The sequence below is a fragment of the Geodermatophilus sp. SYSU D00079 genome (assembly GCF_054050635.1).
Genome location: NZ_JBJGZS010000021.1, coordinates 51,033 through 66,148 on the forward strand (window position 1 = coordinate 51,033; position 15,116 = coordinate 66,148).

At 74.1% G+C, this 15,116-nt stretch carries 13 protein-coding genes; 8 read left to right on the forward strand and 5 right to left on the reverse strand.

Annotation, left to right across the window (positions count from 1 at the left end; all coding sequences use genetic code 11):
• The first annotated feature begins 86 nt into the window (after positions 1-86).
• From ACI79E_RS16385 to ACI79E_RS16395, 3 genes are all read left to right on the forward strand, one after another.
• A complete protein-coding gene (locus ACI79E_RS16385) occupies positions 87-1,055 on the forward strand; it encodes a LysR family transcriptional regulator (RefSeq protein ID WP_456933630.1) in 969 nt (322 codons plus the stop codon).
• A 73-nt stretch (positions 1,056-1,128) separates the two neighbouring features.
• Entirely contained in the window at positions 1,129-2,382 is a 1,254-nt protein-coding gene (locus ACI79E_RS16390) for an MFS transporter (protein ID WP_456933631.1), read from the forward strand.
• Positions 2,383-2,562: 180 nt separating this feature from the next.
• A complete protein-coding gene (locus ACI79E_RS16395; RefSeq protein WP_456933632.1) occupies positions 2,563-3,315 on the forward strand; it encodes a glycerophosphodiester phosphodiesterase in 753 nt (250 codons plus the stop codon).
• 10 nt (positions 3,316-3,325) lie between these two features.
• Here ACI79E_RS16395 and ACI79E_RS16400 read toward each other — a convergent pair whose 3' ends face one another.
• The 4 genes from ACI79E_RS16400 to ACI79E_RS16415 all read right to left on the reverse strand — a co-directional run bounded on the left by ACI79E_RS16400 (position 3,326) and on the right by ACI79E_RS16415 (position 7,459).
• The gene (locus ACI79E_RS16400; RefSeq protein WP_456933633.1) at positions 3,326-4,825 is read right to left on the reverse strand and encodes a flavin-containing monooxygenase; all 1,500 of its coding nucleotides are present in this window, start codon (positions 4,823-4,825) and stop codon (positions 3,326-3,328) included.
• 150 nt (positions 4,826-4,975) lie between these two features.
• Positions 4,976-5,101 (reverse strand): hypothetical protein, encoded by a 126-nt coding sequence (locus ACI79E_RS16405; protein ID WP_456933634.1) that lies wholly within the window; start codon positions 5,099-5,101, stop codon positions 4,976-4,978.
• Between the two features lie 100 nt (positions 5,102-5,201).
• Complete coding sequence (locus ACI79E_RS16410; protein ID WP_456933635.1) at positions 5,202-5,765, reverse strand: TVP38/TMEM64 family protein; 564 nt, start codon at positions 5,763-5,765, stop codon at positions 5,202-5,204.
• An 8-nt stretch (positions 5,766-5,773) separates the two neighbouring features.
• The gene (locus ACI79E_RS16415; RefSeq protein ID WP_456933636.1) at positions 5,774-7,459 is read right to left on the reverse strand and encodes a ribonuclease J; all 1,686 of its coding nucleotides are present in this window, start codon (positions 7,457-7,459) and stop codon (positions 5,774-5,776) included.
• A gap of 69 nt (positions 7,460-7,528) precedes the next feature.
• On the opposite strand from ACI79E_RS16415, the gene ACI79E_RS16420 reads away from it, so the two are divergent.
• From ACI79E_RS16420 to ACI79E_RS16435, 4 genes are all read left to right on the forward strand, one after another.
• The gene (locus ACI79E_RS16420) at positions 7,529-8,068 is read left to right on the forward strand and encodes an N-acetyltransferase family protein (RefSeq protein WP_456933637.1); all 540 of its coding nucleotides are present in this window, start codon (positions 7,529-7,531) and stop codon (positions 8,066-8,068) included.
• Between the two features lie 104 nt (positions 8,069-8,172).
• Complete coding sequence (icmF, locus tag ACI79E_RS16425; RefSeq protein ID WP_456933638.1) at positions 8,173-11,418, forward strand: fused isobutyryl-CoA mutase/GTPase IcmF; 3,246 nt, start codon at positions 8,173-8,175, stop codon at positions 11,416-11,418.
• A 7-nt stretch (positions 11,419-11,425) separates the two neighbouring features.
• Complete coding sequence (locus ACI79E_RS16430; protein ID WP_456933639.1) at positions 11,426-12,208, forward strand: helical backbone metal receptor; 783 nt, start codon at positions 11,426-11,428, stop codon at positions 12,206-12,208.
• A gap of 30 nt (positions 12,209-12,238) precedes the next feature.
• Entirely contained in the window at positions 12,239-13,369 is a 1,131-nt protein-coding gene (locus tag ACI79E_RS16435; protein WP_456933640.1) for a serine hydrolase domain-containing protein, read from the forward strand.
• 49 nt (positions 13,370-13,418) lie between these two features.
• On the opposite strand, the gene ACI79E_RS16440 is transcribed toward ACI79E_RS16435, so the two are convergent.
• Positions 13,419-13,883, reverse strand: coding sequence for a MaoC family dehydratase (locus tag ACI79E_RS16440; RefSeq protein WP_456933641.1), 465 nt, complete (start codon positions 13,881-13,883; stop codon positions 13,419-13,421).
• A 73-nt stretch (positions 13,884-13,956) separates the two neighbouring features.
• On the opposite strand from ACI79E_RS16440, the gene ACI79E_RS16445 reads away from it, so the two are divergent.
• The gene (locus tag ACI79E_RS16445; protein WP_456933642.1) at positions 13,957-15,111 is read left to right on the forward strand and encodes a CaiB/BaiF CoA transferase family protein; all 1,155 of its coding nucleotides are present in this window, start codon (positions 13,957-13,959) and stop codon (positions 15,109-15,111) included.
• The last annotated feature ends 5 nt before the right edge of the window (positions 15,112-15,116 follow it).

Consider the following 15,116-nt stretch of genomic DNA (forward strand, 5'->3'; position numbering starts at 1 on the left):
TCACCCACGGTCCGGGGCGACCGGGGTATCAGGGAAGACCGAAAGGGTGATGCCGGTCATCAGTCCCGTCTATAGGCTCCGCCCCCGTGAACCTGGCCAACCTGGACCTCAACCTGCTGGTCTCCCTGGACGCGCTGCTCGACCAGCGCAGCGTCACGCGCGCGGCCCAGCAGCTGGGGCTGAGCCAGCCCGCGCTCTCGGCGTCCCTGGCCCGGCTGCGGCGGCACTTCGGCGACGAGCTGCTCTCGCGGGTCGGCAACTCCTACCGGCTGTCGCCGCTGGCCGCGCAGCTCAAGCCCCGGGTGCGACTGGCCCTCGACGGGGTGGAGCGGGTGTTCACCGCCCAGCCGGACTTCGACCCGGCCGAGTCGACCCGCGAGTTCTCCGTGCTCATCAGCGACTACGGCTGCGCCGTCCTCGGGGACACGCTGGCCCAGCTGCTGGAGGAGGAGGCGCCCGGGGCGCGGCTGCGGCTGGCGCACAACACCCCGGACGCGGTCGACCAGGCGCAGCAGACGCTGCTCAACACCGACCTGATGGTGCTGCCGCGCGGCTTCCTCACGGACCTGCCCTACGCCGACCTGCACCGCGACCGCTGGGTGCTCGTCGTCTCCTCCGACAACGCCGCGGTGGGGGAGTCGCTCACCGTCGAGCAGCTGCAGACGATGCCGTGGGTGGCCACGTACCACGGGCCGACGGCTTCCACCCCGGCCGCGCGGCAGATGCGGATGCTCGGCATCGAGCCGCGGGTCCAGGTGGTGACCGAGAGCTTCCTGACCGTGCCGGGGCTGGTGGCCGGCAGCGGCCGGATCGCGCTGCTGCAGGAGCGGCTGGTGCAGCTGCTGCCGCTGGACGCCGGCATCCGGGCGCTGGCACCGCCGTTCGACGTCGGGCCCCTGCTGGAGGCGATGTGGTGGCACCCGCTCTACGACGGGGACCCGGAGCACGTGTTCTTCCGCGGCCTGGTGCTGCGCGCGGCGCGGCAGGCGACCACTCCCGTGGGGGAGGGCATCAGCGACGCTGATACGGCGCATCACGACTTCGCCGTTCCCTGATGAGGGTCGGCGTCCGCACACTCCTCGCCCAGTGATGCCGGTCACGGGACCGGCCACGGATCGAGGAGTGCCCGTGTCGGAACAGGTCACGACCCCTGCCCAGGTCGCCGAGGAGCCGTTGGCCGGCGAGGTCGCCGTCGACCCCCGCACCGGACGTCCGGCCGGCCGGGCCCAGGCCCTCGTCCTGCTGTTCTCCAGCTGCCTGGCGGTGCTCGGGTCGGTGCTGCTCGCGCCGGTCCTGCCCCGCATCCAGGACGCCTTCGCCGGCACCCCCGGCGTGGAGACCCTGACGCCGGTCGTGCTCACCGCGCCGGCCCTGGTCATCGGGCTGACCGCGATGGTGGCCGGCCGGATCGTCGACCGGGTGGGCCGCAAGCGGCTCCTCGTGGGCGCCCTGGTCGTCTACGCGATCGCCGGCACCGCCCCGCTGTGGCTGGACAGCCTGCAGCTGATCGTGGCCAGCCGCGTCCTCGTCGGGCTGACCGAGGCGGCGATCATGACCTGCTGCACCACGCTCCTGGCGGACTACTTCCACGGCTCGCAGCGGGAGCGCTACTTCGGCCTGCAGGTCGTCTTCACGACGGTCGCGGCGACCGTCTTCTTCGGTCTCGGTGGCGCGCTGGGCGCGCAGGACTGGCGGACGCCGTTCTGGCTGTACGCCGTCAGCCTGCCGCTGGCCGTCCTCGCCGCGAGGTACGTGTGGCAGCCGGCTCCGCAGGCGACCGCCCGCGCGGCGAAGCTGCCCGCGCTGCCCTGGCGGCAGCTGGCCGCGCCGGTGGGCGTCAGCCTCCTCGGCGGCCTGGTGTTCTACGTGCTGATCGTCGAGCTGTCGTTCGTCCTGGACGGCATCGGCGTCGAGTCCACCGGGACCATCGGCGCGGTGAGCGCCATCGGCTCCCTGGGCACGGCGGCCGGCGGGTTCCTGTTCGCCCGGATCGCCCGCCTCGGCCCGGTGGTCACCGTGCCGGCGGCCTTCGCCCTCTCGGGGGTGGGCCTGGTCGGCCTGGGCCTCGCGGGCTCGGTGCCGATGGTGGTGGTGTGCGCCGTGGTCACCGGCTTCGGCAACGGCCTGCTCCTGCCCGCGATGCTCAGCTGGGCCCTCGGGTCGCTGACCTTCGAGCAGCGCGGTCGCGGCACCGGCGTCTGGACGTCGGCCATGTTCATCGGCCAGTTCGTCTGCCCCCTGCTGGTGCTCGGCCTCAGCGACGCGATCAGCGGCCTGGACTCGGCGCTCCTCGTCCTGGGTGCGGTCGCCGTCGCCGCCGCGGTCGGCGTCCGGCTGGCCCGGCCGGTCGGCGCCCCCGAGCCGCTGGCCGCCGCGCACTGACCCCTGCGCTCCGGTCCGGCCGGTCGTCCTCGCGGGCGGCCGGCCCGACGCGTCGCGGGCCCGTGCCCTCGTCGGCGGGGCGACCCGCGTCGACGGGTCGGGCCTGGGCTTCACGGGCCGGACACCCGCGGCTCGTGTCGGCGTCACGGGCCCGCCGCCGGGCGCCGACAGCGTGCGGGCATGCGCGTCATCGGCCATCGCGGCACGCCCACCTGCTCCTCGCACCCCGAGAACACCCTCACCGCCGTCCGCACCGCCCTGGCGGCCGGCGCCGACGGGGTGGAGGTCGACGTCCGGAGCACCGCCGACGGCGTCCTCGTCCTCTCCCACGACCGCGACCTCGGGCGGGTCCTCGGCACCGGCGCCGGCACCGGGCCCGTGGTCGCGCAGACGTCGTCGGCCGACCTCCTGGACGTCGAGCTCCCCGGCGGCACCGTCGTCCCGACCCTGGGCGCGGTGCTGGACCTCGCCGCGGTCTCCGGGGCGCACGTCCTGACCGAGGTGAAGCCCGAGGCCGGTGGCCCGGAGGCGTGGCGGACGGCGCGCCTGCTGGCCGCCGTGCTCATCGACCGCCGACGGCGGCTGCCGCGCGCCGACCGCGTCACGACCACGTCCTTCGACCTGACCACCGCCGCGTCGCTGTCCGGGTGCGGCACCGTCTCCAGTGCGCTGATCGTCGCGCCGGAGCTCGACCCCGACCGGGCCGCCCGTCAGGCCCGTGAGCGCGGCCTGACCGACGTCCACCTCTCGCCCGTGCACGTCCGGCGCGACCCGGGGGTGGTGGGCCGGGTGCGTGCGCTCGGCCTGCTGGTCGGCGTCGGCGTCGTCGACGACCCGGACGAGGTGGCCGCCCTGGCCGCCGACGGCGTCGACATGGTCTGCACCGACGACCCGGCCGGGGTCGCGAGCGTCCTCGCGGGGGCCGTGGCCTGACCGCTGGGCCTCAGACCCCGGCGGGGACCAGCTCGTAGTCGCCGAGGTCCAGCTCCGAGGTGCGCTTGCGGTAGTCCTCGACGCTGCCCGACCAGTTGTTCGTGATGCGCCCGTCGGGCGTCTTGTACCAGCTGTTGCAGGGGCCGGCGAAGGACGTGCCGCGCAGCTCGTCCTGCAGTTGCGCGTTGTAGTGCTCGAGCACCTCGGGCCGCAGGTCCAGGGCGGCCCGCTCGGCCCTGCTCACCTCGAGGGCGCGGAGGACGTAGTCGAACTGGCACTCGAGCATCGCGATGATCGAGTTGTGGCCGAGGTTGGTGTTCGGCCCGTAGAGGATGAACAGGTTGGGGAACCCCGACACGGTCATGCCGAGGTAGGCCTCGGGCCCCTCGCGCCAGGCGTCCCGGAGCGAGACCCCGTCGCCCCGGCGCTGCGGCCAGCTCTTCGGCGAGCGGCCGACGATGTCGACGTGTCCGAGGAAGGACAGCGTCTCGAAGCCCGTGGCGTAGACGATCACGTCCATCTCGTGCAGCCGGCCGTCGTCGGTGCGCACCCCCGCGGGCTCGATGCGCTCGATCCGCTCGGTGACGAGGTCGACGTCGTCCCGCATGAGCGCCGGGTAGAAGGTGTCGGCGATCAGCAGCCGCTTGCAGCCGATCGGGTACCGCGGCCACAGTTTCTCGCGCAGCTCCGGGTCGGGGACCTGCGACTCCAGGTGCTCCCGGGCGATCCGGGTGAACTCCTGGGCCACCGGGTTGTCCTCGAGCTTCATCGCCCCGATCCAGCCCTCGTGCTCCCAGTAGTAGCCGTCCCGGCTCTCCTGCAGCCTGGCAGGGTCTTCGAGGAACATCCGCCGCTCGTCCTCGGTGTAGGGGCGGTCCAGGCGCGGCACGCAGTAGTTCGGCGTCCGCTGGAAGACCGTCAGGTGCCCGGCCACCTCGGCGACCTCGGGGATGAACTGGACGGCGCTGGCGCCGTTGCCGATGCTGGCCACCCGCTTGCCCCGCAGGTCGACGTCGTGCCGCCACCGCGCCGAGTGCCAGGACTCACCGGCGAAGTGCTCGCGGCCCTCGATGCCCTTGAAGCTCGGCCGGTTCAGCTGCCCCCACGCCGCCACGAACGCCCGGGCCCGGATCTGCTCACCGGTCAGGGTGGTGATGATCCACTGGGCGGTCTCCTCGCTCCAGACGGCCTCGGTGATCTCGGCGTTCAGGCGGATGTGGGAGTTGAGGCCGCGCCGCGCCACGAGCCGCTCGATGTTGGCCTGGATCTCCGGCTGGAAGGCGAAGACGCGACTCCAGTCCGGCTGCTCGTCGAAGGAGAACCAGTACAGGTGCGACTGGACGTCGCAGCTGGCGCCGGGGTAGCTGTTGTCCCGCCAGGTGCCCCCGACGCGGTCCTCCTTCTCGAGGATGACGAAGGACTCCTCGCCGGCCATCTTCAGCTTCATGCCCATCCCGAGCCCGGCCAGGCCGGCTCCGAGGATGGCGACCTCGTACACCTCGGTGTCCATGCGTCCCCCTCCGTGCGGTGCGGGCCCGGTCACGCGCCTGTCGACGCGTGACGCCCGTCACAGGAGCTGGAGCATGGCACGCAGGAGCGGCACGACGACAGCCCGCCCGGACGGCGTCCGGACGGGCTGGTCGGTCGGTCGGTCTGCGGGTCAGGCGGCGCGCTGCACCTGCTGGCCCACCGGGGCCGGGGTCACCCAGCGCATCTCCATGTGCCGGCGCCCGGAGGCGTCCACCACGGGGACCCATCGACACTCGGGACAGTTCTCGCTTCGCACGGCAGCCACCTCTCGTTCACCTGTTGTTCACCTTCTCGTCAGGTGACGGCCAGATCACACCCCCAACAGCGGATCGTGATGGATCCGTGATCTCGAGGCGCTACAGCCAGCCCAGCACCGAGGCCCCGATGCCGACGTGCAGCACCGCCCCGGGCAGCACGCCGACCGCCGTCGCCAGGGCGTGCGGCACCCAGCGCACGCTGGACAGCCCCGCCGCGTAGCTGACCACCCAGAACGGCACCGGGCTCACCCGCGCGGTGAGCACCGCGAGGAACCCGCGGTCGCGCAGCAGCCGGTCCGCCCGCGCCAGCCACCGCCCGGTCAGCCGGGCCACGGCGTCCCGGCCCAGCCGCCGGCTCAGCGTGAAGCCGGCCAGCCCGCCCAGCAGACCGGCCGCCACCGCGACCGCCAGTCCGGCGGGGAACCCGGCCGCCGCACCCAGCAGCAGTGACGTCGCCGTGCGCGGCACCGGCGTGCACAGCGCCAGGGCCACGCCCCCGACCAGGAGGCACCAGCCGCCCGGCCCGGTCTCGTGCAGCCAGGCGCGCACCGCCGGGACGCCGGGCCGCTCGACGGTCAGGGCCACGACCACGGCGCCCACCAGCAGCACGCCGAGGACGGCGACCCGCAGCCGCCAGGCGGGCGCGGGCGCGTCGCCCGGCACCTCCGGGCTCAGGCGTCGACGACGATCGGGATGACCATCGGGCTGCGGCGGTAGGTCTTGTTCGCCCACGAGCCCACCGCGCGGGCGATCAGCTGCTCCAGCTGCACCGCCCCGCCCACGCCCTCCTCGGCCGCCTTGGCCAGCGCCTTCTCGATCACCGGGATCGCCGTCTCGAACGTCGCCTCGTCGTGCACGAAGCCGCGGGCGAGGAAGTCCGGCTCCTCGGCCAGGGCGCCGGTGTCGGCGTCGACGATCGCCACCACGGTGATGACGCCCTCCTGGGCCAGCGTGCGGCGGTCGCGCAGGTGGGCCTCGGTGGCCTCGCCGACGGTGGTGCCGTCGACGTAGACGTTGCCCGCGGGCACCTTGCCGGTGATCCGCACCTTCCCGTCGAGCAGGTCGACGACGACGCCGTCCTCGGCGATGACCACGCCGCGCGGGTGCACGCCGGTGCGCACCGCGATGTCGGCGTTGGCCTTGAGGTGCCGCCATTCGCCGTGCACCGGCATGACGTTGCGCGGGCGGACGACGTTGTAGCAGTAGGCGAGCTCCCCGGCGCTGGCGTGGCCGGAGACGTGCACCTTCGCGTTGCCCTTGTGGACGACGTTGGCCCCCCAGCGGGTCAGCTCGTTGATCACCCGGTAGACGGCGTTCTCGTTGCCCGGGATGAGCGAGCTGGCCAGCAGCACGGTGTCGCCGTCGGTGATCCGGATGACGTGGTCGCGGTTGGCCATCCGCGACAGCGCGGCCATCGGCTCGCCCTGGGAGCCGGTGCAGATGAGGCAGACCCGGTCGGCGGGGAGCTTCTCCAGCTCCTTCATGTCCACGAGCAGGCCGGGCGGCACGGTGAGGTAGCCCAGGTCGCGGGCGATGCCCATGTTGCGCACCATCGAGCGGCCGACGAACGCGACCTTGCGCCCGTGCGCGGCGGCGACGTCGAGGATCTGCTGGATGCGGTGCACGTGGCTGGCGAAGCTGGACACGATGACCCGCTTCGGGGCGGTGCGGAACACCGTCTCGATGGCCGGCACCAGCTCGCCCTCGGAGGTGGTGAAGCCGGGCACCTCGGCGTTGGTGGAGTCGGTGAGGAAGAGGTCGACGCCCTCCTCGCCGAGCCGGGCGAAGGCGCGCAGGTCGGTGATCCGCCGGTCCAGCGGGAACTGGTCCATCTTGAAGTCGCCGGTGTGCAGCACCATCCCGGCCGGCGTGCGGAGGGCGACGGCGAGGGCGTCGGGGATGGAGTGGTTGACCGCCACGAACTCGCAGTCGAACGGGCCGAACGACAGCTCGTCGCCCTCCCTCACCTGGCGGGTGACCGGGCGGATGCGGTGCTCCTTGAGCTTGGCGTCGACGAAGGCCAGCGTCAGCTTGGAGCCCACCAGCGGGATGTCGGCGCGCTCGCGCAGCAGGTAGGGCACGCCGCCGATGTGGTCCTCGTGCCCGTGGGTGAGCACGATCGCCACGACGTCGTCGAGCCGGTCCCGGATGGAGGTGAAGTCCGGGAGGATCACGTCGACCCCCGGCTGGTGCTCCTCGGGGAAGAGCACCCCGCAGTCGACGATCAGCAGCTTCCCGGCGTACTCGAAGACCGTCATGTTGCGGCCGATCTCCCCGAGGCCGCCGAGCGCGACCACCCGCAGGCCGCCGGCCGGGAGCGGCGGGGGAGTGCGGAGCTCGGGGTGTGCGTGACTCATGCCCTCAACGCTACGGCGGTGTCCCGGTGCACCTGCGCCGACCGGCCGCGACCCGGGTTGGATGGAGCGGTGAACACGGACTGGCCGGTGCGGGACGCGACCGCCGACGACGCCGCGGCCTGCGCGGACGTCTACGCCCCCTACGTCCGCGACACGACGATCTCCTTCGAGACAGAGCCGCCGACGGCCGCGGAGATGGCCACGCGGATCGCCGCGGCCCTCGCCACGCACGCGTGGGTGGTGCTCGAGGACGGCGGCCGGGTCGTCGGCTACGCCTACGGCGCCCCCTTCATGACGCGGGCCGCCTACCGCTGGTCGGTGTCGGTCAGCGTCTACACCGAGGCGGGACGCCGCCGTCCCGGGGCCGGTCGCGCGCTCTACACCGCCCTGTTCGACCGGCTGGCCGCCCGCGGCTACCGGATGGCCCTCGCCGGGATCGCCCTGCCCAACGACGCCAGCACCGGCCTGCACCGGGCGCTGGGGTTCGAGCCGGTGGGCACCTACCGCCGGGTCGGCTGGAAGCACGGCCGCTGGCACGACGTCGCCTGGTGCCAGCGGCCCCTCGGCGACGCGGCCGACGACGACCGCCCGCCCGCGCCGCCGGCCTGACGCGGGCCGGGGGACGGGCGTGGACAGCACCCGCAGGCGGAGAGATACTAGGACGTCCAACTAATTCGGCCCGGGATCCCGCGGGCCGGAGACCAGGGAGTGGCATGCCCGCCTCGGCGTCCGACCTGCACGTCCCCGTCCACCCGGTGCGCTTCGTGACCGCGGCCAGCCTGTTCGACGGGCACGACGCGGCGATCAACGTGATGCGGCGGCTGCTGCAGGCCCAGGGGGCCGAGGTGGTGCACCTGGGGCACGACCGCAGCGTCGACTCGGTCGTCCGGGCCGCGCTGGAGGAGGACGTGCAGGGGGTGGCCATCTCCTCCTACCAGGGCGGGCACGTCGAGTACTTCAGCTACCTGGTGGAGCGGCTGGCGGCCGCGGGTGCCGGGCACGTGCAGGTCTTCGGCGGCGGCGGGGGCGTCATCGTGCCCGAGGAGATCGCCCTGCTGCGCCAGCGCGGGGTGGTCATCTTCTCCCCGGAGGACGGCCAGCGCCTGGGCCTGCCGGGGATGGTCAACGAGCTGATCCGCGCCTGCGACGTCGACCTCACCGGGTCCGGGCCCGACGTCGACGCGCTGCTCACCGGCGACCCGGCCGCGCTGGCGCGGGCGATCACGGTGCTGGAGGCCGGCCGCGACCCGCAGCTGGCCGCGCGGCTGCGGGAGGCGGCCGCGGCGCGCACGGTGCCGGTGCTGGGCATCACCGGCACCGGCGGGTCGGGGAAGTCCTCGCTGACCGACGAGCTGCTGCGCCGGCTGCGCACCGACCAGGAGGACAAGCTGCGGGTCGCCGTCCTGGCGATCGACCCCACCCGGCGCCGCGGCGGCGGCGCGCTGCTCGGTGACCGGATCCGGATGAACGCCCTGGAGACCGGGGAGGGGTCGCACACCTTCTTCCGGTCGCTGGCCACGCGGTCGGCGGGGGCGGAGACGCCGGAGCACCTGGACGACGTGCTGTGCGCGGTGAAGGCGGCCGGCTTCGACCTGGTGGTCGTGGAGACGCCGGGCATCGGGCAGGGCGACGCCGGCATCGTGCCGTTCTCCGACGTCGCGCTGTACGTGATGACGCCGGAGTTCGGCGCCGCCTCGCAGCTGGAGAAGATCGACATGCTCGACTTCGCCGACGTCGTGGCGATCAACAAGTACGAGCGCCGCGGTGCCGAGGACGCCCGCCGCGACGTCGCCCGCCAGCTGGTGCGCAACCGGGAGGCCTTCGGGCAGTCGTGGGAGGAGATGCCGGTCTTCGGCACCAGCGCCGCCCGGTTCAACGACGACGGGGTCACCGCGCTCTACCAGCACCTGCTCGGGCTGCTGGCGGGCGCGGGGCTGCCGGTCGGGGCCGGCGTGCTGCCGCGGGTCGACGTGAAGGCGTCCTCCGGGCTGACCAGCGTCGTGCCGGCGCAGCGGTCGCGGTACCTGGCCGAGATCGCCGAGGCGGTCCGCGCCCACCACGCCACCACCGAGGCGCAGGCCGAGGTGGTCGGCCGGCGGCAGGCGCTGCGCACCACCGCCGCGCTGCTGGGCGACGACCCGGCCACCAGGCGGGTGCGGGAGCTGCTGGAGGCCGCCGACCGCGAGCTGCTGCCCGAGGTGCGCACCGTGCTGGAGGAGTGGCCGGCCCGGGTCGAGGACTACTCCGGCGACGAGTACGTCTACACCGTCCGCGGCAGGGAGATCCGCACCCCGCTGACGCGGGAGACGCTGTCGGGCAACCCCGTGCGCCGGGTCGCCCTGCCGCGCACCACGGACGAGGCGGAGCTGCTGCGCTTCCTGCGGCGGGAGAACCTGCCCGGCTTCTACCCGTTCACCGCCGGGGTGTTCCCCTTCAAGCGGGCCGGCGAGGCCCCGGCCCGGATGTTCGCCGGCGAGGGCGACGCGTTCCGCACCAACCGCCGCTTCACGCTGCTCTCCGCCGGCAGCGAGGCCACCCGGCTGTCCACGGCGTTCGACTCGGTCACCCTCTACGGGCGCGACCCGGACCCGCGGCCGGACGTCTACGGCAAGGTCGGCACCTCCGGGGTCTCCATCGCCACGCTGGACGACATGCGGGTCCTCTACTCCGGCTTCGACCTGTGCAGCCCCACCACGTCGGTGTCGATGACCATCAACGGCCCGGCGCCGGCGATCCTCGCGATGTTCCTCAACACCGCGATCGACCAGCGGCTGGAGGCCTTCCGGGCCGAGGAGGGCCGCGAGCCCGACCCGGGCGAGGCCGAGGAGATCCGCGCCTGGGTGCTGGCCAACGTCCGCGGCACCGTGCAGGCCGACATCCTCAAGGAGGACCAGGGCCAGAACACCTGCATCTTCTCCACCGAGTTCGCCCTGCGCTGCATGGCCGACATCCAGGAGTGGTTCATCGACCACTCCGTGCGCAACTTCTACTCGGTGTCGATCTCCGGCTACCACATCGCCGAGGCCGGGGCGAACCCGATCAGCCAGCTGGCCTTCACCCTGGCCAACGGCTTCACCTACGTGGAGTCCTACCTGGCCCGCGGCATGGCCATCGACGACTTCGCGCCCAACCTGAGCTTCTTCTTCTCCAACGGCATGGACGCCGAGTACTCGGTGATCGGCCGGGTCGCCCGCCGCATCTGGGCGGTGGCGATGAAGGAGCGTTACGGCGCCGGCGAGCGGTCGCAGAAGCTGAAGTACCACGTGCAGACCTCGGGCCGGTCGCTGCACGCGCAGGAGATGGACTTCAACGACATCCGCACCACCCTGCAGGCGCTGTGCGCGATCTACGACAACGCCAACAGCCTGCACACCAACGCCTACGACGAGGCCGTGACCACCCCGAGCGAGCACTCCGTCCGCCGCGCCCTGGCCATCCAGATGATCATCGACCGCGAGTGGGGGCTGGCCGGCAACGAGAACCCGCTGCAGGGCTCGTTCGTCATCGACGAGCTCACCGACCTGGTCGAGGAGGCGGTGCTGGCGGAGTTCGACCGGATCGCCGAGCGCGGCGGCGTGCTGGGCGCCATGGAGACCGGCTACCAGCGCGGCAGGATCCAGGACGAGTCGATGCTCTACGAGCACCGCAAGCACGACGGCAGCCTGCCCATCGTCGGGGTCAACACCTTCCTCGACCCGCACCGCGACCAGACCCCGCCCCAGCCGCTGGAGCTGGCCCGCGCCACCGAGGCGGAGAAGCAGTCGCAGCTGCAGCGGCTCGCGGACTTCCACGCCCGCCACGCCGACGAGGCGCCCGCGGCCCTCGCCCGGCTGCAGCAGGCGGCCACCGAGGGCGGCAACGTCTTCGCCGCCCTGATGGACGCCGTCCGGGTCTGCTCCCTGGGCCAGATCTCCGACGCCTTCTTCGAGGTGGGCGGCCAGTACCGGAGGAACGTGTAGGGCAGAGATGGCCATCTCTGCCCTCGTCGACGACCTCGGTACGGACGTCGACCTGCCGCGGCCGCCGCGGCGGATCGTGTCGCTCGTCCCGTCGCTCACCGAGGCGCTGGCGGTGACCGTCCCCGACCGGCTGGTCGGCGCCACCGACTGGTGCACCCACCCCGCCGGCCTCGACGTGACCCGCGTGCGCGGCACCAAGAACCCCAACCGGACGGCGGTCGAGGCGCTCGCCCCCGACCTGGTCGTGGCCAACCAGGAGGAGAACCGGCGGCTGGACGTCGAGCGGCTGCGTGCCGCCGGCGTGCCGGTGTGGGTGACGGTGATCGAGTCGGTCGACCAGGCGCTCACGTCGATGCGCCGGCTGTTCACCGAGGTCCTCGACGTCGGCGAGCCGGGCTGGCTGACCGAGGCGGCCACCGTGTGGGCCGAGCCGGAGGAGGACGGCGGGCTGCGGGTCGCCGTCCCCGTCTGGCGGGACCCCTGGATGGTCGTCGGCGCCCGCACCTTCACCGGCGACGTCCTCGCCCGCCTCGGCCTCGTCAACGTGTTCGCCGAGTCTGACGACCGCTACCCGAAGGTGACGGTCGAGGAGGTCGCCGCGTCCGGGCCGGACGTCGTCGTCCTGCCCGACGAGCCCTACGTCTTCACCCCCGACGACGGCCCCGAGGCATTCCCCGGCACCCGCTGCGCGCTGGTCTCCGGCCGTGACCTCACCTGGTACGGCCCCTCCCTGGGCCCGGCCCGGACCCGGCTGTCGGCGGCCGTGTCCGGCACCCCGGGAGGCCGATGAGTCCCGGTCCCCGCGGGGGTCGACACCGGCATGAGCCTGCGCCTGGACCCGGTCCGCGCCGTGCTGCAGCGGCAGGTCGACAGCGGCCGGCTGCCCGGCTTCGTCGCCGCGGTGCGCGCCCGCGGGGAGACCGTGGTGCTCACCGGCGGCACCACCGCGGCGGGCGGGACGGCGCCGATGCGCGAGGACACCCTGTTCCGGCTCGCCTCGGTGACCAAGCCGTTCGCCGGGGCGCTCACGCTGGCGCTGGCCGAGGACGGCGTCCTCGGTCTCGACGACCCGGTGGCGCGCTGGCTGCCCGAGCTGGCCGCGCCGCGCGTCCTGCGCGACCGGTCCGGCCCGCTGACCGACACCGTGCCCGCGGAGCGGCCGATCACCGTGCGGCACCTGCTGACCAACACCCCGGGCTTCGGCGGTCTCTGGGACGGCAGCCCGCTGGACCGGGCCGTCGAGGAGCGGCAGATCGGGCCCGGCCCGTGGGCGCCGCCGGTGGAGCCGGACGAGTACCTGCGCCGGCTGGCCGAGCTCCCGCTGGCCGCGCAGCCCGGCGAGGTCTGGCTGTACCACCTGGCCAGCGACGTGCTCGGCGTCCTGCTGTCCCGGGCCACCGGCCGCCCGGTCTCCGCCCTGCTGGCCGACCACGTCACCGGCCCGCTCGGGCTCGTGGACACCGCCTTCTGGACGCCGGCCCCGGACCGGCTGGCCACCTGCCACCTCGCGACCGACGCCGGCCTCGAGGAGATCGACGCCCCCGGCGGTTTCAGCCGGCCGCCGCGGTTCGAGAGCCTGGCCGCCGGCCTGGTGTCGACGGCGCCCGAGGTGCTGGGGTTCTACGCCGCGCTGGCCGACGGCGGTGCCCCGGTGCTGTCCGCCGGTGCGGTCGCCGCGATGACCGCCGACGCCCTGAGCGGCGCGCAGCGGGCCGCCGCGGCCGACTCCCTGGGCCCCGGCGTCTCCTGGGGGCTGCAGGTCGGCGTGTGCGTCGAGGCCGTCCGCCCCTGGGCGACCCCGGGTCGGTGGGGCTGGGACGGGGGCACCGGGACCAGCGCGTGGGCCGACCCCGCCCGCGACCTGGTGGCCGTCCTGCTCACCCAGCGCCTGTGGAGCGGTCCGGACGACGAGCCGGTCGAGTTCTGGCAGACCCTCGCCGGCTGCCTGTGAGCGGCCCGCGTGGCCACGGACGCCGTCCCCGGGACGGCCGTCGTGGCCACTATGGCCGCTGACGAGCGGGGCGGGCGCGGATGAGGTTCATCGCCACCATGCTGAGCGCGACGACGCCGTCCTGGTTGACCAGCTCGATGCGGGTGCGCACCAGCCCGCGGTCGGGCCTGGACCGGGACAGCCGCGCCTCCACCACGGTGGTGCGCAGCGTCAGCTCGTCACCGGGCCGCACCGGGGCGATCCAGCGCAGCTCGTCGACGCCGGGGGAGCCCAGGCTGGACACGGGGGAGAGGTACTCGTCGGCGAACAGCCGCATCATCAGCGCGCAGGTGTGCCAGCCGCTGGCGATCAGCCCGCCGTACGGCCCGGCCGCGGCGGCCTCGGCGTCGACGTGGAACGGCTGCGGGTCGAACCGCCGGCCGAAGTCGACGACGTCGGCCTCCGCCACCGTCAGCCGGCCGACCTCGGCGGTCCACCCGGGCTCGTAGTCCTCGAACCAGCGCTCGTCGCCCACCGGCCCGAACGTAGGCGACTGGAGCCGCCCGCGCGCCCGGTGGGCGTCGTCCCAGGTTGCTAGCGTGACCGGCGTGGTGTCGCCCTCCGGCCCCCTCGCGGGCATCCGCGTCGTCGAGCTGGCCGGGCTGGGGCCCGCTCCCTACGCCTGCATGCTGCTGGCCGAGCTGGGCGCCGACGTCGTCCGGGTCGACCGCCCCGGGGGCGGCACGCAGCTGGTGTCGCCGGCCAAGGAGGCGCTGCACCGCAGCCGCCCGTCGGTCGCCGTCGACCTCAAGACCCCCGGCGGGCGCGACCTGGTCCTCCGGCTGGTGGAGTCCGCCGACGTGCTGGTGGAGGCCCTGCGCCCCGGCGTCACCGAGCGCCTCGGCCTCGGTCCGGACGACTGCCTGGCCCGCAACCCGCGGCTGGTCTACGCGCGGATGACCGGCTGGGGGCAGGAGGGCCCGCTGGCCGCCCGCGCGGGCCACGACATCAACTACCTCGGCCTCACCGGCGCCCTGCACGCCATCGGGACGGCGGACAAGCCCGTCCCGCCGCTCAACATCGGCGCCGACTTCGGCGGCGGGTCGATGTTCCTCGTCGTCGGCGTCCTCGCCGCGCTGCTGGAGCGCGGCAGCAGCGGGCAGGGGCAGGTGGTCGACGCCGCGATGGTCGACGGCGCGAGCTCCCTGGTCACGATGGTCTACGGAATGCTCGGTGCCGGCATGTGGCAGGACCGGCGCGCGGCCAACCTGCTCGACGGCGGCGCCCCGTTCTACGACACCTACGCCTGCGCCGACGGCCGGCACGTCGCCGTCGGGGCGATCGAGCCGCAGTTCTACGCCCAGTTCCTCGCCGGCCTCGGCCTCACCGGCGACCTGCCCGGCGGGCAGTACGACGTCGACCGGTGGCCCGAGCAGCGGCAGATGATCGCCGAGGTCCTCGCCACCCGCACCCGCGACGAGTGGACGGCGGTCTTCGCCGACACCGACGCCTGCGTCACCCCGGTGCTGGGGCTCACCGAGGCGCCGTCCCACCCGCACATGGCCGCGCGCGGCACGTTCACCGACGCCGGCGGCCACCCCCAGCCGGGGCCGGCGCCCCGCTTCTCCAGGACGCCCGGCGCGGTGCGCGGCGCTCCCCGCGGCCCCGGGCAGGACACCCGAACGGCGCTGCAGGCGTGGGGCGTGCCCGCCGACGAGGTGGCGCGGTTGCTGGACTCCGGCGCCGTCGTCCAGGCCGACTGACCCGA

Coding starts and splice junctions, on each gene's coding strand:
- ACI79E_RS16395 (WP_456933632.1), top strand. CDS start 2,563: ATGCGCGTCATCGGCCATCGCGGCACGCCCACCTGCTCCTCGCACCCC.
- ACI79E_RS16400 (WP_456933633.1), bottom strand. CDS start 4,825: ATGGACACCGAGGTGTACGAGGTCGCCATCCTCGGAGCCGGCCTGGCC.
- ACI79E_RS16415 (WP_456933636.1), bottom strand. CDS start 7,459: ATGAGTCACGCACACCCCGAGCTCCGCACTCCCCCGCCGCTCCCGGCC.
- icmF (WP_456933638.1), top strand. CDS start 8,173: ATGCCCGCCTCGGCGTCCGACCTGCACGTCCCCGTCCACCCGGTGCGC.
- ACI79E_RS16430 (WP_456933639.1), top strand. CDS start 11,426: ATGGCCATCTCTGCCCTCGTCGACGACCTCGGTACGGACGTCGACCTG.
- ACI79E_RS16435 (WP_456933640.1), top strand. CDS start 12,239: ATGAGCCTGCGCCTGGACCCGGTCCGCGCCGTGCTGCAGCGGCAGGTC.